Consider the following 19,563-nt stretch of genomic DNA (forward strand, 5'->3'; position numbering starts at 1 on the left):
TCCCCCATACTCCGTGGAGCTGTTTTACCCGTTTTTGCCATCCGGGCAAGGTGAAACACCCGCGCGTCGCGCCGAAAGATCGCCACATATGTAATCGTGCAACACTTGCTAACCCCTTGATAGATCGCGCTAGACTAGGTCGTTCACCAAGGTGAAAACCATTAGCGTGCACACCAGTGCGAAGCCAATTCGGTAGCCGATTTCCTGCACTCGTTGGCTTAAAGGGCGCCCTCGGACAGCTTCGTAGAGGTAGTACATCAGGTGACCACCATCCAACATCGGTACTGGGAAGAGGTTAATTATGCCAATATTTAACGATAAAAGTGCCGCAAGGTTAACCAATGCTAACAGCCCTAACGTCGCGACCTCTCCTGACACTTGAGCCATACCGACCGGTCCGGCCACTTGATCGAGGTCGGCGCGACCAAGGAAGATGTCACCGAGGAAGGCCAGCGTGCGGTCTACGATGAACCATATTTCCTCGAACGTCATGCCGATGGCTTCGACAGGCCCAGGACGATAGAGCACGACGTCATTTTCACCAACATCGCGACTAACGCCGATCCGGCCCAGCTTCAACTCCCGGCCAAAGCGGGTGGTCGTGGTTTCCGTTTCAGGCACGAGAGAAAGGCTTTGGATTGCCCCTCCCCGCTCGACAATGACGGACACCTCGCGATTTGGTGCTGTCGAGATAATGCGCTGAACATCCTCGAAGCCGCGTATCTCATACCCATCGACCGTCAGGAATCTGTCGCCCGGTTCCAGCCCTGCAGCCGCTGCGGGCGACTCAGGCAAAACGTCCCCCACGACCGGGTCCAGCGTGAACCGGCCATAGCCGAGCAGCATGACGTAGAGGATCAGGAACGTAAAAATGACGTTGGCTGCTGGCCCGGCAACGACGATCGCCATGCGCTGCCAGACGGTCTTGTTTACAAATAGCGTCGACGCTGTCGCCGCATCGTATTTATCGACCACGTCAGGGTCCGGCATACTGGCTGCGTTCATGTCGCCGGTGAACTTTACGTATCCACCGAGCGGAATCGCTGCGACTCGCCAACGCGTTCCGCGCCTATCGGTCCAGCCCAAGAGCTCGGGCCCGAACCCGATCGAGAAGGCGTCGACTGCGACACCGTTCCATCGCGCCACGAGATAGTGGCCCATTTCGTGTACGAAAACGATTACGGTAAGGATGCACAGAAAGGGAATGATATAGTTGAGGTAGAACGGCAGCGAGCCCATAGCCAAGTTCCTATTTTGCCCGCTCGATCTGCTGGCACAATGTGTCGAAAACCAGTTCTACCAGAAGAGAATGCCTTGCGGCACCGCTCCAAGTCCCCGATGGGCGAGCCCGATCAACCACAGAACCATTCCGGCTGCCGTCAGACTGTCGATACGGTCCATCAATCCGCCGTGACCGGGGATGATGTCCCCACTATCCTTGACGGCAAAGCGGCGTTTGACTGCGCTCTCGGCCAAATCGCCAAGCTGGCTCGAAATCGAGACCAGCACGGAAATCAAGAGCCCGATCACGAATGGCGATGGTGTCTCTAACGCCCACCCTGCGAGAAGCCAGACCCCGAGTCCGCTTAGCGTACCGAAAGCCAGTCCGCCGCCGGCACCCGACCAGGTCTTGGAGGGAGAGACGTCAGGGGACAGCTTCGTGCCGCCGAATATTCGGCCCACGAAATAAGCGCCGATATCGGTCATCCAAACCACCGATAGCAAGAAGAGCCCCGCCCAGAAGCCGACCCAGGAACTCCCGCGGATCGCGAGAAAGGCGATCGTCGCCAACCCAAAAAATATAACGCCGGCGACACGCCAATGGCGGTTAGGCGCTCTTGCGGCCGCCGCAAATACGACGGCAAACACAAAGATCACCGTGCTCGCCCAAGCTCCATTCATAGGATGCGCAACAGCGATCAAAGCAATCAATCCCATGATGGGAACAGCCGGCCACGCTGAGTGCTTGCCGGTGATCATGATCTCCCACTCACGATATGCGCCGGCCATGACCAGCGCAATCACCAAGGCAAACGGCAACCAGCCCGCCGCCAGCGCTATTGCCGTCAGCGGTATAAGGGCCATAGCTGAAAGCAGCCGAGGAAGCAGGTCTGGGCCGAACGGCCAGAGCTTAGCCAGTTTCTTGTCTGCCCTGCCGGGTTTCTGCGTCACGACCCGACACCGCCAAACCTTCTGTCGCGCAAGCTGTAAACCTTGAGCGCTTTAACGAACACCGCCTCATCAAAATCAGGCCAGTTCTCATCGATAAAAACGAGCTCAGCGTAAGCCGACTGCCAAAGCAGGAAATTCGACAGACGCATCTCACCACTCGTTCTCAGTATAAGATCTGGGTCGGGAACTCCAAACGTGTCGAGATGCTTCTCAATCAGCGCTTCATCAATTGCGTCCGGCGCCAGTTCCCCTAACGCGACCTTCCTTGCAATCGCTCGCGCAGCACGAGCGATTTCAACCTTGGCGCCATAGTTGAATGCGATGAGCAGGTCGAGCCCGTCATTGCTAGCTGTGCGCCTCTCGACCTCCTCGATTATGCCCAACAGACCCGAATCCAGTCCGTCGCGCACGCCGATGATCCGGACCTTCACGTTTTGCTCTGCAAGCCGATCGAGATCAGATGCCACGAACCGCCGCAACAGCCCGAATATGAACTTGATCTCATCGGGTGGTCGGCGCCAGTTCTCTGCGCTGAAGCTAAAAAGGGTCAGGCACTCTACCTGATAGTCGATCGCGAGTTTTACGATACGGCGCACGGCCTCCACACCTGCTCGATGACCGTCAGAGCGCGAGAGGCCGCGCTGCTTCGCCCAACGACCGTTGCCGTCCATGATGACGCCGATATGACGCGGGATTTTGAGGCCCTCGGCGCGCTCTATCGGTATTGCAGCCGGTTGTGTCGACATCGCGCCCCTCGGCAAACGGTCAGAACGGGATCGCCGTTAGACGTGCATGATTTCCTGTTCTTTCGCTGCGACCAGCGTATCGATCTCGGCAATGGTCTCGTCGGTAGCCTTCTGAACCTTGTCGGTATTGACCCGAGCCTCATCCTGGCTCATGTCGCCATCCTTCTCGAGTTTGCGCAACAGCTCGATACCATCGCGACGGACGTGACGAACTGCGACACGCGCCTGCTCTGCATACTGGTGAGCGACCTTGGTCAATTCGCGGCGACGCTCTTCGTTGAGCTCCGGCAGAGGCACACGGATGATCTGCCCTTCCCCCATCGGGTTAAGTCCCAGCGAGGATTCCCGAATGGCTTTTTCGACAGCGTTGGCCATCGATCGGTCCCAGACCTGCACACTCAGCATGCGCGGTTCAGGAACCGTGACGGTAGCCACCTGATTCAGCGGCATCATCGAGCCATATGCATCCACCTGGATGGGCTCAAGCAGACTGGCACTAGCCCGTCCCGTACGCAGCCCAGCGAGATCGCCCTTCATCGACTCGATCGACTTTTGCATACGCGAGCGTAAGCTTTCGAGTGAAAACGAATCCGACATATGTTTCTCCCGGTCAGTGTCAGCGCATAAGCGCCGCAGGCGGGCTTTAGCCCGGCCAGAATTGATCTTTGGTCGGACGTCGTCAACCCACGCGTGTGCTTGGCGTACGCCCTTCGATGACACCCACAAGCCCGTCATCGGCAGATAAGGCATAGACGATGATGGGCAAGCCATTGTCGCGCGCAAGCGCGAAGGCGGCCGTGTCCATGACCCTCAGGTCCTTCATGATGACGTCTTCGTGAGAAATGGTTTCGTAGCGTTCGGCGGTCGGGTCCTGAACGGGGTCGGCAGAATAAACGCCGTCCACTTTGGTTCCCTTCAGCAAGACATCGCACTTCAGCTCGATAGCTTTCAGCGCCGCTGCCGTATCGGTCGTGAAGAACGGATTCCCGGTACCGCCGGCGCATATCACCGTCGCTCCGCCCTCAAGAGCGGAAATTGCGCCACGCTGCGTAAAGGTATCGCAGATCGAGGGCATCGAGACCGATGAGAAGACATGGGAACGTCCACCTGCCCTCCGAATGGCATCGCCGAGGGCCAGTGAATTGATCACCGTGCCGAGCATGCCCATGTGATCGCCGATCACACGATCCCCGCCCTTGGCCGCCACGGCCATGCCGCGAAAGATATTGCCGCCGCCGATAACGATGGCAACCTGAATACCCATACGGGTCAGATCGACGATCTGGCGCGCAATGTCGTTGAGGAAAAGCGGCTCGATACCATATGACTGGTCTCCGGCGAGGGCTTCGCCGGAGACCTTTAACAAGACGCGTGAATAGCCGGTCCTGGACATGGAGTTGTCCTGCCTCCGAGTTACGCGAAAACCGAATCCGAAATAATTTCGGAGACGTTACGCGGTGCCTGCGGCTGCGGCAACCTCAGCGGCAAAGTCGGACTGCTGCTTTTCGATGCCTTCACCAAGCGCAAAGAGCACGAAGCCCGTGACCTTGATCGGTGCGCCAACGTCGGTTTCGGCATTCTTGACAGCCTGCTCGACGGTATTTTCGCCGTCGATGACGAAGGTCTGCGCCAGGAGCGTCACTTCTTCGTAGTACTTGCGAATGCGGCCTTCGACCATCTTTTCGATGATGTTATCCGGCTTGCCTGACTGACGCGCCTGCTCACTGAATACCGAACGCTCGCGCTCCACAGCCTCGGGATCGAGATCATCAGACGAAAGGGAAAGCGGCTTGGTTGCAGCGACGTGCATCGCAACCTGACGACCGAGAGCTTCAAGCTTTGCCTTGTCGCCAGTCGACTCCAGACCAACGAGCACGCCGATACGCCCAAGACCTTCGGAAATCGCCGAGTGGACGTACGATCCGACCACACCTTCATTGACTTCTAGGACGGCCGCGCGGCGAAGCGTCATGTTCTCGCCGATCTTGGCGATGGCTTCAGTCAGTTCTTCGGAGACGGTGCGGCCGGTGCCGGGAAAATCGGCCTTACCTAGTGCTTCGACTTCACCATTCACATCAAGCGCAATCTTGGAAGCGTTGCGAACGATCGACTGGAACTGCTCGTTGCGCGCAACGAAGTCAGTCTCGGAGTTTATTTCGACGATGGCAGCGCGCTTGCCGTCGGTTGCAACACCGACCAGACCTTCAGCTGCGACGCGATCTGACTTCTTTGCGGCCTTGGCCAAGCCCTTCGAGCGGAGCCAGTCAACCGCCGCTTCGATGTCGCCATTGGTTTCGGTGAGGGCCTTCTTGCAGTCCATCATGCCCACGCCGGTCATTTCGCGGAGCGTTTTTACGTCTGCTGCACTGATTGACATCTCGATACCTCTTTGTCTGCCCTCACACCCGCGCCAGCGGCGCGGGGTTCAAGCACGGATAAATGGAAAGTCGTGTCGAAGAGATGACGCCCAGGCTTACGCCTGAGCGGCTTCACCTTCTGGCTGAGCGGCTTCGAGAGCAGGCTCTTCAAGCACTTCCGTCGAAGCGCCAAGGTCACGGCCCATGGACGACGACGAACGCGCAATACCGTCGATCGCGGCCTTGGAAACCAGCGACAGATAAAGCTCAAGCGCACGCGAAGCGTCGTCATTGCCCGGAATTGCGTAATCGACAGCGTCGGGATCGCAATTTGTGTCGACGATAGCAACGACCGGAATGCCCAGACGACGGGCTTCCTTGATCGCATTGGCTTCCTTATTGGTGTCGATCACGAACATCAGGTTCGGAATATTGCCCATGTCCTTGATACCGCCCAGGTCGCGCTCGAGACGCTCCTGCTCGCGGCTGCGCTGCAGACGTTCGCGCTTGGTCAGCCCCGTAGCACCTTCGGCCTGAAGGGCTTCGAGTTCGCGCAGGCGAGCGATCGAGTTCGAAATCGTCTGCCAGTTGGTCAGCATACCGCCGAGCCAACGCGAGTTGACGTAATACTGCGCGCTCTGGCGAGCGGCTTCCGCAACGAGCGGGGCGGCCTGGCGCTTGGTGCCGACGAACAGCACGCGACCGCCATCTGCGACCGTGTCGCTGATCAGCTGAAGAGCGCGATAAAGCGCCGGAACAGTCTGGCTGAGATCGAGAATGTGGACGTCGTTGCGAACACCGAAGATGTAGCGTTCCATCTTGGGGTTCCAGCGGTGCTTCTGGTGGCCGAAGTGAACGCCGGCCTCAAGCAATTGACGCATGGAAAAATCTGGCAAAGCCATTGGGTAGTCTCCTTAACCGGTTATGCCTCTGCAAAGAAAAAGAGGCGGGACATCCCGCCACCGGACGGATCCGTTCATTCACGGAGCCAGTCTTTGCATGTGGATTTGACGACGCGCGCTATACCGCACGATCGCAAGGATAGCAAGCCTTTGAGCCCTATCAGTTGAGTCTAACGTCGACCACACCCGTGATCGCTTTGAGCCCGCCGGCCAATTGGGGCGTCAGCCGGAAATGACCCGGCAGTTCGACCTCATACTCACGCTCGCCCTGATCACGGACCAATACGAGACTCACAACCCCCTCCCCGCCACGCTGCAACTGGTTCTTGATCGGGGCGAGGCATTTCTCATTACCAGCGAAAATGGTCATGCGCCGTCCGAGCTTTTCGACGGATGCGTCGATCGGCTCGCAAGTCAGAAGCCGAAGCCTCACACCATCCGGGCGCGAATCGGCGCCAACCTCAATGACCACCGAGCGGCCCGCTTCTAGCCAACGCCCATAATCCGCAATCTGCTCGGAAAAGGCGATGCACTCATACGACCCGCTGGGATCGGAGAACATCATGATCGCCATCGTCGAACCCTTGCGGGTTTTCCGATCCTGACGAGATATCAATGTTCCTGCCAATCGACCGGCCACGGCACCATTGCGAGCTGACCGCTCGAAGGTCGCCCATTGCTGAACGCGAAGCTTTTCAAACATCTCGGCATAATCATCGAGGGGGTGCGCGGACAGATAGAAACCGATCGCTGAATGTTCACGGGCAAGACGTTCAGTCAGTGTCCATGGTGCCGCACTTTCAGGAAGATTGATCGCCTGTGGTTGCGTTGAGGCGAACATATCCTCGATACCGTCAACCCGACCACTGGTTTCACGCTGTGCGGTGCTGACGATCGTATCGATTACTCCGATCATCTGCTCACGTCTCTTGGTGAACTGGTCGAAGGCTCCCGCATTGACCAGCGTCTCGAGTGTACGCTTGTTGACGATCTTGGGGTCAATACGGCTCGCAAAATCTGCAAGATCATTGAACGGCCGCCCGGCACGGATTTCGACGATATGCTCGGCAACCTGCCGCCCCACGCCTTTGACGGCACAGAGCGAATAGAGAATACGGCCGTCCTTCACCGAGAAATTGATATCAGAGCGGTTGATGCAAGGCGGCACCACCTCGATGCCCTTTTTCTGCGCCTCGCGGCGGAAATCGGACAGCTTGTCGGTCTGCGCCATGTCTAGCGTCATCGACGCGGCATAGAATTGTTCGGGGAAATGGGTCTTGAGGTAGGCCGTCTGGTACGAAACCCAAGCGTAAGCTGCAGCGTGGCTTTTGTTGAAGCCGTAATTGGCGAACTTGGCGAGCAGGTCGAAGATCTGGTCGGCCAGACCTTTTTTGAGACCGCTGGCAATCGCGCCCTCCTGAAAACGGACGCGTTGCTTGTCCATCTCCGCCTTGATCTTCTTGCCCATCGCGCGCCGCAGCATATCGGCTTCACCGAGTGAATAGCCCGAAAGGAGCTGGGCGATCTGCATCACCTGTTCCTGATAGACGATGATGCCGTAGGTTTCATCGAGGACCGCGGCCAGTTTCTCGTGCGGATATTCAACTTTTTCCTTGCCGTGCTTACGATTGATGAAGCTCGGGATATTGTCCATCGGACCCGGCCGATAGAGCGCGTTCATCGCGATGAGATCTTCGATCCGGTCGGGCTTGAGTTCGACCAGCGCACGACGCATACCCGGACTTTCAAACTGGAAAATGCCGTAAGTGTCGCCATCGGAATAAAGCTTGTAGGTCGGGGCATCTTCCAAAGGAATGGCATCGATATCGATTTCGACCCCGGTCTCCCGCACCATCTCGACAGCATAGCGAATGGTGGTGAGCGTCTTGAGGCCCAGAAAGTCGAACTTTACCAAGCCCGCCGGCTCGACCCATTTCAAATTGTACTGGGTAACCGGCATATCCGATCGCGGATCGCGGTAGAGGGGCAATAGTTTTTGCAGCGGCCGGTCACCAATCACGATACCCGCAGCATGGGTCGATGCATGCCGGAACAGCCCCTCGAGCTTGCCGGCAATGCGCAGCAACTCGGCGACCGTCTCGTCTTCGTCACGCATCATCTGAAGTCGCGGCTCATCAGTGATTGCCTGCGCCAATGTGACCGGATTTGCTGGATTATTTGGGACCAGCTTACAGATGCGATCCACCTGCCCATAGGGCATCTGCAGTACCCGACCGACATCGCGGAGCGCTGCGCGTGGCTGGAGCGTTCCAAAGGTTATGATCTGCGCGACCTGATCGAAGCCATACTTGTCCTGGACGTATTGAATGACCTCCTCGCGCCGCTCCTGACAGAAGTCGATATCGAAGTCGGGCATCGAAACGCGTTCTGGGTTCAAGAACCGCTCAAACAGCAAATCATAGCGCAAAGGGTCGAGATCGGTGATGGTCAGCGCATAGGCGACAAGCGAACCGGCACCCGAACCACGACCTGGGCCGACCGGTATACCATGCGCCTTAGCCCACTTGATAAAGTCTGCGACGATAAGAAAGTAGCCGGGAAACTTCATGTCCCGGATAACCTTCAGTTCAAACTCCAGCCGGTCCTCATACTGGCCGGCGCTGCGATCCGGCGCATGCCCATGCAGTTCCAGACGCTGTTTGAGGCCCTCACGCGCCTGACGCGCCAATTCCTCGCCCTCGGCAAAGACCGCTTCTTCGTCACTAACGTTTTCGGCAGCCGCGAACTTGGGCAGGATAGGATCGAGCGTGTGCGGGCGGTAGCTGCACCGTTGGGCGATCTCGATCGTGTTTTCGATAGCCTCAGGCAAATCGGAAAACAGCGCGATCATCTCATCGCGCGACTTAAAATAATGCTGATCTGACAGGCGCCTACGCTCGGTTTGGGCTACTACAGAGCCCGAGGCAATTGCGAGCAGTGCATCGTGAGAATCGTAGTCGTCCTGCGCAGGAAAGTAGGGCTCGTTGGTCGCGACTAACGGCAGATCCAGCGCATAGGCTAGTTCAATAAGGCGTGGCTCAACTGCGTTCTCCACCGGGCGGTCGTGGCGCTGGATCTCGACGTAGAGCCGATCACCGAAAATGCGCTTGAGAACCCGCATACGATCGTCAGCCTGAACGTCCAGTCCGGCAGCGATGTAGGGATCGATGGCGCCTTCCGGGCCGCCGGTTAGGCAGATGAGGCCGGAGGCGTGATCGACGAGCCAATCGATGTGCGCCGCAGTCCGGCTGTCGCTTCCTTTGAGGTAAGCCTTTGATACCAATTCGGAAAGATTGGCGAAGCCGGTTTCGTTCGTCGCGATCAGAACGACGCCGCCCTTGCCCAGATTGACGCGATCGGAGGGTTTATCCTCGTCAGCGCCGAAATCGATAACCAGTTCACATCCGATGATCGGCTGGATGCCCTTGCCTGACGCCTTCTCGGAAAACTCCAATGCTCCGAAGAGGTTATTGGTGTCAGCGATACCGATTGCGGGCTGATGATCGGCCTTGGCGAGGTCCAGAATCTTGCCCAAAGGCAATGCGCCCTCAAGAAGGGAAAAGGCTGAGTGGACGTGGAGATGAACGAAGCCGGGGCCGGACATTAATGGGTCCTGATCACGAGAATTACGGACGCAATTTGCCATTCGTAGCGCTCATAAGCCACCTTCGTGGTCGCTTATGCACAGGATGGGGAATCACGAAAGGTACGTGATCATATCCAAATAGAACAGCGTGACGCCACCAAACGCGGTGAGCGAAACCAGGGCCATGAAATCCTTGACGAAATCGAGCATGGGAACCTCCAACACGGTGTTTATGTTTTGTTCTTATATGTTCTTTTTTCGTTCCTGTAAATGGGCGCATATATGGCTCGAGATCGGCGGTTAAGGAAATGTTACTCGTCGCTATCCTGGAGTTGGCGACAGTATTGTGCGGGATTTTGATCTGAAGCGCTTCTTGCCGGCTGACAGCGCGAATAAAAAAGCGCTCGTGTCGAAATACGAGCGCTTTGAATTAACGGTGCAGAGCGGTCTTTCCTACAGAGTGTGTGGTACCACCCTGCCCTCAACGATCGTGACGATACGATCCGCTTTCCGCGCGAGGTCATGATTGTGGGTGGCGATGATGCAACCAGCATTCTGCTGACGGATCAGATCGGCCAAAGCTGCAAAGACCACGTCGGAGGTAGCCGGGTCGAGATTGCCGGTCGGCTCGTCCGCCAGAATGAGACTGGGGCGATTGGCAGCGGCGCGGACGATGGCAACGCGTTGCTGCTCGCCGCCCGACAACTCGGCGGGGCGATGCTTGGCACGGTGGGCTATGCCCATCGCGTCGAGCAGCTCCATTGAGCGCTTGTCAGCGTCCTTCTGCCCTTGCCCCGCGATAAGTTGCGGCATCGTGACGTTTTCGATGGCGCTGAACTCGGGCAGCAGATGGTGGAACTGATAGACGTAACCGATACGGTGGCGACGCAGGAGCGTTCGCTGGCGGTCGGCCAGCTTTGCAGCATTCTCGCCGTCGATTCCGACATCACCCGATGTCGGACGCTCCAGAAGGCCGCAAATGTGCAGCAATGTGGACTTGCCGGCTCCGGACGGTGCGATCAGGGCAATGATTTCGCCCCGCTTGATGGTGAGATCAGCGCCCCGCAACACATGCACGGCGCCTTCCCCGGAACCATAGGTTTGGACGACATTACGCAGTTCGAGAAGGGTCTCACTCATAGCGAAGCGCCTCCACGGGATCGTATTGCGCGGCGCGCCACGCGGGATAGAGCGTTGCGAGGAATGAGAGCACCAGCGACACCGCGAGTACTACGATGACTTCCAGCGGATCGACGCGGGAGGGCAGCTCCGACAGAAAGAACACTTCGGGCGGAAACAGTGCCACGCCCAAAACGCTGGATACCCAAGAGCGGATGGCTTCGGCATTGACGGCGATCAACACGCCGAAAACAAAACCCAGGACCGTCCCGATAAATCCAATGGCTGTACCGGTGATGCAGAACACCCGCATGATCGAAGATCGCGTCGCTCCCATCGTTCGCAGCACCGCGATGTCGGACGCCTTATCCTTGACCAGCATGATTAGGCTGGAAATGATATTGAAGGCGGCCACCAATATGATCATCGAAAGAATGGTGAACATCACGACGCGCTCGACCTGAAGTGCGGAGAAGAGCGTCTGGTTCCGAGTTTGCCAATCGGTAAAGACCATGGGGCGACCCGCAGCGTCTTCAAGTGAACGCTGCATCGCGAAGGTGCCGTCTGGATTGGACAGGAACACCTCGACAGCCGTAGCGGTATAGACCCGCTCATAAGCCTCATCGATCTCTTCGTCGGTGGCCATCAGATCGAGCTCGCCAAAGCCCTCGCGCAATTGATCCTGATAGAGCCGGAAATAATCCTGCGCTGCGCGGATGGGCATGTAGAGAAACAGCGAGTCGAACTCGACCATCCCCACATCGAAGATCGCGTTGACCGGGTAGGACCGGATCTGCGGCGTAGAGCCAAACGGGGTTTGGGGACCGTTCGGGGTTACCAGCGTAATCGCATCGCCGATGCCAAGACCGAGATTGGCGGCAAGCCGAGAACCGACGGCCACACCTTCGAGATCGTCCCAATCTTCCCACCCCCCGTACATGACGGATGAATGGAGAAGTGGCAGCTTTTCGATATCATCGATGCTCATGCCGCGGATATTGACGCCAGATGACCCGTACTGACTGGTGACGAGAGCCTGTCCTTCCACGAATGCGACCGCGGATACCACACCCTCAACGGATTCGAGATTGTCGCGGACCTCGTTGTAGTCTGAAAAAGCCTGTTCGACCGGAAACCCCGTGAAATGGCCGTTCAGACCGAGGGTCCGGGTGATGAGCTCCTCGCGAAATCCATTCATGACGCTCATAACTACGATGAGCGCGGCAACGCCGATAGTGATGCCGGCCATGGTGAGGATGGCGATGACCGAGACGAAGGCGTCGCGTCGCCGGGCACGCAGATAGCGCCCTGCGAGCAGCCATTCGAACCACGAGAACGGACCTGAACCCTTTTTGCGCCGGGCGGCTTCGGTGGAGGTCAAACGGCGTCCCTGCGTTCGGGTTCGATCAGAGCCTTCAGGCGCGCAACAGCATCCTCGATGCCGATGGTTTCACGCTCGCCGGACTTTCGGTGCTTAATTTCGACTTCGCCTGACGCGAGGCCCCGAGGACCGACAATCAACTGAAACGGGATGCCGATAAGATCGGCCGTAGCGAACTTCTGACCCGCGCCGGTTTCACGATCGTCGTAGAGAACATCGATGCCGGCCGCCTGAAGCTGACCATAGAGTTTTTCATTGGCCGCATCGGTTTGTGCGTCGCCGGTCTTGAGGTTGACGAGTGTCACCTCGAACGGGGCGACCGAAACGGGCCAGACGATACCACTGTCGTCGTGGCTGGCTTCGATGATCGCCGGAACGATGCGGGTGGGACCGATACCGTATGAACCCATGTGTACGGTTATATCCTTCCCATCAGGGCCGGTAACCTTGGCGCCCATGGGTTCGGAGTATTTCGTGCCGAAGTAGAAAACCTGTCCCACCTCGATACCGCGCGCCGCGATACGCTTGTCGGTCGGCACCTTGGCGTCGAATTCGGCTTCGTCGTGCATGTCCTCGGTAGCCGAGTAAAGCGAGGTCCAATCGGCGACGATGCCGGAGAGGTCGCCAAAAAAGTCCGTATCGGGCCCGGGAATGGGCTTTTGCAAAAGATCGGCGTGGCAAAAGACGCCGCTTTCACCCGTATCGGCAAGGACAATGAACTCGTGGCTCAAATCGCCCCCGATGGGTCCGGTCTCAGCGCGCATCGGAATAGCGGTAAGGCCCATGCGGTGATAGGTCCGCAGATAGGCAACGAACATGCGTTGGTACGCTTTGACCGCGGCCTCCTTGTCGACGTCGAACGAATAGGCGTCTTTCATCAGGAATTCGCGGGACCGCATGGTGCCGAAGCGTGGGCGAATCTCGTCTCGGAACTTCCACTGAATGTGGTAGAGATTGAGCGGCAGATCCTTGTAGGAGCGCACATAGGTGCGGAATATGTGCGTGATCATCTCCTCATTTGTCGGACCATAGAGCATATCGCGCTCATGGCGGTCCTGCATCCGCAGCATTTCCTTGCCATAGGCTTCGTAACGGCCGGATTCGCGCCAGAGATCGGCCGATTGCAGCGTCGGCATGAGAAGCTGGTTCGCCCCTGCCCGGTTCTGCTCTTCTTCGATGATGCGCTGGATCTTGCCAAGAACCTTGTAGCCCAGCGGCAGCCAGGCATACATGCCGGCGCCCTGCTGTGAGATCATGCCGGCGCGCAGCATCAAACGATGGGAAATGATTTCCGCCTCTTTGGGTGTCTCTTTGAGGACGGGCAGGAAATAACGGGAAAGGCGCATGACAACTCCGCTTTGCCGGGATCGACTCGTGCTCATACCGGGCTGAACAATCAAGCGCAATGGAGCGCTTTATGGCAAGCTTGGCCCCATCGCATGGTTGGAATCGCTCGAAGTGACCGATTTTTGCCGGCATGTGGCACGTCTACGCATTTTTGGCTTGTCGCGACAATATGTCCTTGATAGGGTCCGCCCCATAAAAGAAAGGTGGGTACAACCCGCCCGACGCTGACAACGTCAAGGGAGGAGCACTGGCCGCCCATATGAGCGCTGTAAGACCAGTGGTTTGTCGCGAAACTCTTTTGAAATGCAGGGCCTTGGCCCTGCATTTTTTTGTTTTACACTAACTTGGGTTTTCACGCGTCGCCTTACCACTCTGTCCAAGATTTCATCCCTCGGACAGCATGATGAGAGATACGCGCTCCTAGTCTGGGCTGCATGGCGCTCCACTGCGCCTACCCCAAAAGGAGATAGTTCAAATGAAAACCATGACCAAAGGGGCGATCATCGCCATAACCACGGCAGCGTTGGGTGCAACTGCCATGCTTCCTGCCTACGCCCAGCCATTCGGCGGTGAGCGCGGATTTACCCAGCGCATCGAAGGTGGGCATGCGCACAGCTTCCGCCCGGCCGGCCCCGGCGCAGCCATGATGGGCCAGCGAGGCAATTTGCTTGAGGTACTTTTGTCTGGCCGTGGGGCTGAAGCGATCGATGTCGCTGCCGTGCGGCTGACGCACCAGCTTTCGCTCGATGCCGAACAGCAGGCATTGCTGGAGGATCTGAGGCTTGCTGCGCTCGGTGCGGTCGAAGAATTGAAAACCGCGCGCGAAGAGATGGCGCAAGTCACCGAGGCGCAAGACGCCCCCGACCTCGTGGCACGATACTCGGGTCTGGTGGCGATGACGACGGCCCGCGCCGATGCGCTAGAGGCCATGCAGCCTGCGTATGAAGCCTTCGTCGGATCCCTTAATGAAGAGCAGATTTCCGCCCTAGTGCCACAGCGCCGGGCGGCCACCCCTCCGTTGCCTGGGGACAGCGATGCAGGGCCGGCACTGACCGGACCGGGCGCAGAGGGCTGACAATGGTTTGCGGGCCGGCGAAATCCCCGCCGGCCCGTTCATGTCCCTACCAATGAGAAAAGGTTTGAGGCAGACTTCGCGGTAAACTTTGTGAGGTCACCATGATCCGTCCCACCTGTCTTCTCCTATGCGCCACGTTGTCGATGGCCATGCCGGCGCATGCACAGGATATCGAAGAAAGCGATGCATACGCGCAGTTCGTGGCGAGCTTTACAGAGGCCTGCGCTCTCGATGAGGACAGCAGCGCGGCCGAATATTTTCCGCCCGAGAGCTGGCCACTGGAATGGCAGGAAGACTATGCCGACGCGCCGACCGAGGTTACGCTCTATCAGTTCTTCTGCTCGAGCGGGGCGTATAATGTCCAGTTCATCTACTATCTCGATGATCCCTATTACGGGCCGATTCCCCTATCATTTGCGGCTCCGCATTTCGACGTCGACTATGTCGGTGACGATTTCGAAGGGGCTGTCGAGGCGATCACGCTGCGGGGGTTTGTCAGCCAGCAGATGCTGACCAATGCCGAGTTCGACCCGGAAACCGAGACGATTTCCAACACGGCGCTCTGGCGAGGTATCGGGGATGCGTCGTCAAGCGGCGTTTGGGCGTTCGACAAGGGACAGTTCGTCCTCAAATCCTTCGAGGTCGACGCGTCTTACGACGGCGAAATCAACCCAGAACGGATCGTCGAGTACAAATGACGGCGCGTGGACGCAACAGAAGGAGACCGCAGCGTCGGGCGGACAGCTGCGGTCTCGCACTAAACTTCCGCCGCGCTGTTGAGGGCTTGGGGGACTACAGCGGAAGCTGTGTCCGCCGGTGCATGGGCTCGTTTGCCTAGCCGGCAGACACCCTAAATATCGGGATATATTGCGGCGATAAAAGGCCCAATCACCGAACTGTGATTTTTTCCTGCGAATATGGCCCGCCATTGCACTGGGCCGGGGAAACTGGCATGGCTCAGGGTTAAACCAAGAACAAGAACAGGATGACCGCCGATGAAACTCGTCACCCCGGAAGCGATGCCGCTCAAATCCTTCACCGATGCTGTGGAGGCGTGGGAATATGTCTGCGAAATCTACGAACGCAACACGAGCTTCATCCGCGACCATCTGATCACCCTCACCAAGGGCCAGGTGCCCCCGGGCAAGGTGCGCGCGCATTATCCCAGGGTGCAGGTGCTCTCGACCAGCTTCCAACAGCAGGCATCCTCTCGGCTGGCGTACGGCTTCCTGCACAGCCCGGGGCTTTACCAGACGACGGTGACGCAGCCGCGGCTGTTCCACAAATATTTGATCGAGAACTTCTCGCTGATCCTGAAAAACCACGGCGGGCCTATTGAGGTTGGTGAATCGGAAACGCCGATCCCGCTGCATTTCGCTGTCGATCCAAAGGAGCGGGTAGAAGGCGACACACTGCTCGATATCGGCGTGCCGCTGCGCGATCTTTTCGACGTGCCCGATCTCCAGCACATGGACGACGAGATCGCCAACGGCACGTTCATTCCCCCCTCGGGCGGCCCCTACCCGCTAGCGGCATTCACAGGCCCGCGCGTCGATTATTCGCTGCACCGGCTGAACCACTATACGGGGACGATTCCGGACCATTTCCAGAACTTCGTGATCTTCACCAACTACCAGTTCTATATCGAGGAGTTCACGCGCCTGGCGCATCAGTGGATGGCCGAGGGGCATGAGTTCTACGAAAGCTTCGTCGAGCCGGGAAATGTTGTGACGACCAATTCGAGGCTGGGCGGCAGCACCGAGGGGGCGATGCCAGCGCGCCAACCGCAGATGCCGGCTTATCATCTGACGGCACCGAATGGTCGGGGGATCACGATGATCAATATCGGCGTCGGCCCGTCGAACGCCAAAACGGCAACCGACCATATCGCGGTGCTGCGCCCGCATGCCTGGTTGATGCTGGGGCACTGCGCGGGGCTACGCAACTCGCAGTCGCTGGGCGACTACGTGCTAGCGCATGGCTATGTGCGCGAGGATCACGTGCTCGACGACGATCTGCCGGTGACGGTGCCGATTCCAGCGCTTGCGGAGATACAGGTGGCGCTGCAGGAGGCGGTTGAGGAGATCACCCATCTCGAAGGTCTCGAGGCCAAGGCGATCATGCGGACCGGCACGGTGTTCACGATCGACAACCGCAACTGGGAGCTGCGTGATCAGAGCGAGATAACGCGCCGACTGAGCCAGTCCCGGGCCATCGCGCTCGATATGGAGAGCGCCACGATTGCCGCGAACGGGTTCCGGTTCAGGGTGCCTTATGGAACGCTGCTGTGCGTCTCAGACAAGCCGCTGCATGGTGAACTGAAACTGCCCGGCATGGCGTCCGACTTCTATCGCACCCAGGTCAACCGGCATTTGCTGATCGGGCTGAAAGCAATGGAAATCCTGCGCAGCCAACCGGTCGAACGGTTGCACTCACGAAAGCTAAGGAGTTTTGCCGAGACGGCATTCCAATAAGAAAAAGGCGCCCCGAGGGGCGCCTTTTTTATTTAGCGGATAAGCGCGAGGCTCTCATTGGCCGTGACGGCCGTCATGTTGACGATGCCGCGACTGGTGACCGAGGGCGCCAGGATATGGGCGGGCTTGCTGGTGCCCATAAGGATCGGGCCGACTGGAAGCGCGTTGTTCATTTCCTTGAGCAAGGTCATGGAAAGATTCGCGCTTTCGAGATTGGGGAAGACCAGAAGGTTGGCTTCACCGCGCAGGATGGAGTCGGGAATGTAGCGATCGCGGAGCGATTGGTTGAGCGCCAGATCGCCCTGCATTTCGCCTTCGACGATGAGGTCGGGGGCGACGACTTTAAGCTTGTCGTAAACCGCTTTCATCTTCTCCGACGTCGATCCCTCGCGGGAACCGAAGTTGGAATAGCTGAGCAGCGCCGCCTTGGCTTCGATGTTGAAGCGCTTGAGGTGATCGCGGGCCTGGAGCGTGATCGAAACGAGTTCGTCGGCGCTCGGGTCCATGTTGACATAGGTGTCCGCAAGGAAGAACACGCCGCGCGGCATGATGAGCATCGACAGCGCTGATGCATCTGAAATGCCTTCAGACAGTCCGATGACCGACTTGATGTCGCGCACATGCTTGATGTAGCGGCCCTGCAGGCCACAGATCAGACCATCGGCATCGCCACGCTTGACGGCAAGGGCGCCGATGATCGTGGTATTGGTGCGCACGATGGTGCGAGCGGTGTCGGGCGTGACGCCTGAGCGGCCCACCAGCGAATGGAACTCTGCGACGTATTCCTTGTAGCGCGGATCGTCTTCGGGGTTGATGACCTCGAAATCCTTGCCGGGCGTCAGCTGAAGGCCGAAACGCTCGATGCGCTGCTCGATGACGTAAGGGCGGCCAATGAGGATCGGCTGGGCCATCTGCTCTTCGAGAATCACCTGGGTGGCGCGCAGCACGCGCTCGTCCTCACCATCGGCAAAGGCGATACGCTGACCGGCGGCGCGGGCACGCTCGATCATTGGCTTCATGACCATGCCGGACCGGAAGACGAAGCGGTTCAAGCTGTCTTTATAGGCATCGAAATCTTCGATGGGCCGACGGGCCACACCCGAATCCATCGCGGCCTTGGCGACAGCCGGCGCAACGCGCAGGATCAGGCGCTGATCGAATGGATTGGGAATGAGGTAGTCGCGACCAAATGTGGACGCACCACTGGGGATCGCTTCGAGCACCGGCTCATGGGCCAACTTGGCGATAGCGTGCGCGGCGGCCGCCTTCATCTCTTCGTTGATGGTGGTTGCACCCACGTCGAGTGCGCCACGGAAGATGAAGGGGAAGCACAGGACGTTGTTGACCTGGTTAGGATAGTCCGACCGCCCGGTACAGATCATGGCGTCCGGGCGCTCTTCCTGAGCGATTTCCGGCATGATCTCGGGCACAGGGTTGGACAACGCCAGGATCAGCGGATTTTCCGCCATGTCCTTGAGCATTTCGCGCTTGAGCGCCCCTGCGGCGGAGAGGCCGAGGAAGATATCCGCACCGTCCATGACTTCGGCCAGCGATGTCTTGTCGCTGTCCTGGGCGAACGCACCGCGCCAGCGGTCGACCGAATTGTCGCGGCGGGTGGTGACCAGCCCTTCGCGGTCGGCGACCCAGATGTTTTCGCGCTTCGCACCGACTTCGATCAGCATGTTAAGACACGCGATGGCGGCGGCACCGGCGCCGGACGTGCAGATCTTGACCTTAGAGATATCCTTGCCGGCGAGGCGCAGACCGTTGAGGACCGCAGCAGCCACGATGATCGCGGTGCCGTGCTGGTCGTCGTGGAAGACCGGGATCGACATGCGCGCCTTGAGCGCCTCTTCGATCTCGAAGCAGTCGGGAGCCTTGATGTCTTCGAGATTGATGCCACCAAAGCTCGGCCACAGCGGGGCAACGGTCTCGATGAATTTCTTGGGATCCTGCTCGTCGATCTCGATGTCGATGGAATCGATACCGGCGAACTTCTTGAACAGAACCGCCTTGCCTTCCATGACCGGCTTGGACGCCAGAGCACCGATGTTACCCAGTCCGAGGACAGCAGTGCCGTTCGAGATGACGGCGACGAGATTGGCGCGCGACGTGTATTTCGCAGCAGCCTCGGGATCGGCGGCGATTTCCTCGCAGGGCGCTGCAACGCCGGGCGAATAGGCAAGCGCCAGGTCGCGCTGATTGGCCAGCGGCTTGGTCGGCGTGATTTCGATCTTGCCGGGCTTGGGATGCTCATGGAAATGCAGCGCGGCCTCTTTGAGGGCCTTCTGCGGATCGCGCGGTTCGTCGGTCATGCCGTCTCCTCGATTTGCGGCGCTTTAAGTGCCACCAATCGAACGAAAATGGAAGGCTTGCCGGTCCATCTTTTGGGCTGTGAGATCGA

General features: G+C 58.5%; 15 protein-coding genes. 3 read left to right on the forward strand and 12 right to left on the reverse strand.

All coding sequences use genetic code 11. The features are described from left to right. Nucleotides 1-129: 129 nt before the first annotated feature. The 11 genes from rseP to proS all read right to left on the reverse strand — a co-directional run bounded on the left by rseP (nucleotide 130) and on the right by proS (nucleotide 13,609). A complete protein-coding gene (gene rseP / locus BLR31_RS13255; RefSeq protein WP_090597284.1) occupies nucleotides 130-1,239 on the reverse strand; it encodes an RIP metalloprotease RseP in 1,110 nt (369 codons plus the stop codon). Between the two features lie 57 nt (nucleotides 1,240-1,296). Then, a complete protein-coding gene (locus BLR31_RS13260; protein ID WP_143009390.1) occupies nucleotides 1,297-2,172 on the reverse strand; it encodes a phosphatidate cytidylyltransferase in 876 nt (291 codons plus the stop codon). Then, nucleotides 2,169-2,918 (reverse strand): polyprenyl diphosphate synthase, encoded by a 750-nt coding sequence (gene uppS / locus BLR31_RS13265; protein ID WP_090597154.1) that lies wholly within the window; start codon nucleotides 2,916-2,918, stop codon nucleotides 2,169-2,171. The genes BLR31_RS13260 and uppS overlap by 4 nt, the downstream gene beginning before the upstream one ends. A gap of 36 nt (nucleotides 2,919-2,954) precedes the next feature. Next, on the reverse strand, nucleotides 2,955-3,515 hold the full coding sequence (gene frr, locus BLR31_RS13270) for a ribosome recycling factor (protein ID WP_090597156.1): 561 nt from the start codon (nucleotides 3,513-3,515) through the stop codon (nucleotides 2,955-2,957). 82 nt (nucleotides 3,516-3,597) lie between these two features. Next, nucleotides 3,598-4,311, reverse strand: coding sequence for a UMP kinase (gene pyrH, locus BLR31_RS13275; protein WP_090597157.1), 714 nt, complete (start codon nucleotides 4,309-4,311; stop codon nucleotides 3,598-3,600). Between the two features lie 57 nt (nucleotides 4,312-4,368). Continuing rightward, complete coding sequence (gene tsf, locus BLR31_RS13280) at nucleotides 4,369-5,295, reverse strand: translation elongation factor Ts (RefSeq protein WP_090597160.1); 927 nt, start codon at nucleotides 5,293-5,295, stop codon at nucleotides 4,369-4,371. Nucleotides 5,296-5,391: 96 nt separating this feature from the next. After that, entirely contained in the window at nucleotides 5,392-6,177 is a 786-nt protein-coding gene (gene rpsB / locus BLR31_RS13285; RefSeq protein ID WP_090597162.1) for a 30S ribosomal protein S2, read from the reverse strand. Between the two features lie 160 nt (nucleotides 6,178-6,337). Then, entirely contained in the window at nucleotides 6,338-9,781 is a 3,444-nt protein-coding gene (gene dnaE, locus BLR31_RS13290; protein WP_090597164.1) for a DNA polymerase III subunit alpha, read from the reverse strand. Nucleotides 9,782-10,216: 435 nt separating this feature from the next. Continuing rightward, nucleotides 10,217-10,903, reverse strand: a complete 687-nt coding sequence (locus tag BLR31_RS13295) for an ABC transporter ATP-binding protein (protein ID WP_090597167.1) — start codon at nucleotides 10,901-10,903, stop codon at nucleotides 10,217-10,219. Beyond that, nucleotides 10,896-12,263: an ABC transporter permease gene (locus tag BLR31_RS13300; protein ID WP_090597169.1), complete on the reverse strand. Its 1,368-nt coding sequence runs from the start codon at nucleotides 12,261-12,263 to the stop codon at nucleotides 10,896-10,898. The genes BLR31_RS13295 and BLR31_RS13300 overlap by 8 nt, the downstream gene beginning before the upstream one ends. Then, complete coding sequence (gene proS, locus BLR31_RS13305) at nucleotides 12,260-13,609, reverse strand: proline--tRNA ligase (protein ID WP_090597171.1); 1,350 nt, start codon at nucleotides 13,607-13,609, stop codon at nucleotides 12,260-12,262. The genes BLR31_RS13300 and proS overlap by 4 nt, the downstream gene beginning before the upstream one ends. 476 nt (nucleotides 13,610-14,085) lie before the next feature. Between proS and BLR31_RS13310 the strand changes: the two genes are divergently transcribed. The 3 genes from BLR31_RS13310 to BLR31_RS13320 all read left to right on the forward strand — a co-directional run bounded on the left by BLR31_RS13310 (nucleotide 14,086) and on the right by BLR31_RS13320 (nucleotide 17,159). Then, nucleotides 14,086-14,685 (forward strand): Spy/CpxP family protein refolding chaperone, encoded by a 600-nt coding sequence (locus BLR31_RS13310; RefSeq protein ID WP_090597173.1) that lies wholly within the window; start codon nucleotides 14,086-14,088, stop codon nucleotides 14,683-14,685. 101 nt (nucleotides 14,686-14,786) lie between these two features. Continuing rightward, nucleotides 14,787-15,383: a DUF1176 domain-containing protein gene (locus tag BLR31_RS13315; protein ID WP_090597175.1), complete on the forward strand. Its 597-nt coding sequence runs from the start codon at nucleotides 14,787-14,789 to the stop codon at nucleotides 15,381-15,383. Nucleotides 15,384-15,680: 297 nt separating this feature from the next. Then, nucleotides 15,681-17,159: an AMP nucleosidase gene (locus tag BLR31_RS13320; RefSeq protein ID WP_090597177.1), complete on the forward strand. Its 1,479-nt coding sequence runs from the start codon at nucleotides 15,681-15,683 to the stop codon at nucleotides 17,157-17,159. Nucleotides 17,160-17,191: 32 nt separating this feature from the next. Here the strand turns inward: BLR31_RS13320 and BLR31_RS13325 are convergent, their stop codons facing one another. Next, the gene (locus BLR31_RS13325) at nucleotides 17,192-19,474 is read right to left on the reverse strand and encodes an NADP-dependent malic enzyme (protein WP_090597179.1); all 2,283 of its coding nucleotides are present in this window, start codon (nucleotides 19,472-19,474) and stop codon (nucleotides 17,192-17,194) included. Nucleotides 19,475-19,563 lie beyond the last annotated feature (89 nt).

The sequence above is a fragment of the Pelagibacterium luteolum genome (genome assembly GCF_900100665.1).
In the GTDB taxonomy this organism is placed as follows: Bacteria; Pseudomonadota; Alphaproteobacteria; order Rhizobiales; family Devosiaceae; genus Pelagibacterium; species Pelagibacterium luteolum.

What these genes read in the sequence shown, in the direction of transcription:
- rseP (WP_090597284.1), bottom strand. Translation starts at nt 1,239, where the DNA reads ATGGGCTCGCTGCCGTTCTACCTCAACTATATCATTCCCTTTCTGTGC.
- uppS (WP_090597154.1), bottom strand. Translation starts at nt 2,918, where the DNA reads ATGTCGACACAACCGGCTGCAATACCGATAGAGCGCGCCGAGGGCCTC.
- frr (WP_090597156.1), bottom strand. Translation starts at nt 3,515, where the DNA reads ATGTCGGATTCGTTTTCACTCGAAAGCTTACGCTCGCGTATGCAAAAG.
- pyrH (WP_090597157.1), bottom strand. Translation starts at nt 4,311, where the DNA reads ATGTCCAGGACCGGCTATTCACGCGTCTTGTTAAAGGTCTCCGGCGAA.
- tsf (WP_090597160.1), bottom strand. Translation starts at nt 5,295, where the DNA reads ATGTCAATCAGTGCAGCAGACGTAAAAACGCTCCGCGAAATGACCGGC.
- rpsB (WP_090597162.1), bottom strand. Translation starts at nt 6,177, where the DNA reads ATGGCTTTGCCAGATTTTTCCATGCGTCAATTGCTTGAGGCCGGCGTT.
- dnaE (WP_090597164.1), bottom strand. Translation starts at nt 9,781, where the DNA reads ATGTCCGGCCCCGGCTTCGTTCATCTCCACGTCCACTCAGCCTTTTCC.
- BLR31_RS13295 (WP_090597167.1), bottom strand. Translation starts at nt 10,903, where the DNA reads ATGAGTGAGACCCTTCTCGAACTGCGTAATGTCGTCCAAACCTATGGT.
- proS (WP_090597171.1), bottom strand. Translation starts at nt 13,609, where the DNA reads ATGCGCCTTTCCCGTTATTTCCTGCCCGTCCTCAAAGAGACACCCAAA.
- BLR31_RS13310 (WP_090597173.1), top strand. Translation starts at nt 14,086, where the DNA reads ATGAAAACCATGACCAAAGGGGCGATCATCGCCATAACCACGGCAGCG.
- BLR31_RS13315 (WP_090597175.1), top strand. Translation starts at nt 14,787, where the DNA reads ATGATCCGTCCCACCTGTCTTCTCCTATGCGCCACGTTGTCGATGGCC.
- BLR31_RS13320 (WP_090597177.1), top strand. Translation starts at nt 15,681, where the DNA reads ATGAAACTCGTCACCCCGGAAGCGATGCCGCTCAAATCCTTCACCGAT.
- BLR31_RS13325 (WP_090597179.1), bottom strand. Translation starts at nt 19,474, where the DNA reads ATGACCGACGAACCGCGCGATCCGCAGAAGGCCCTCAAAGAGGCCGCG.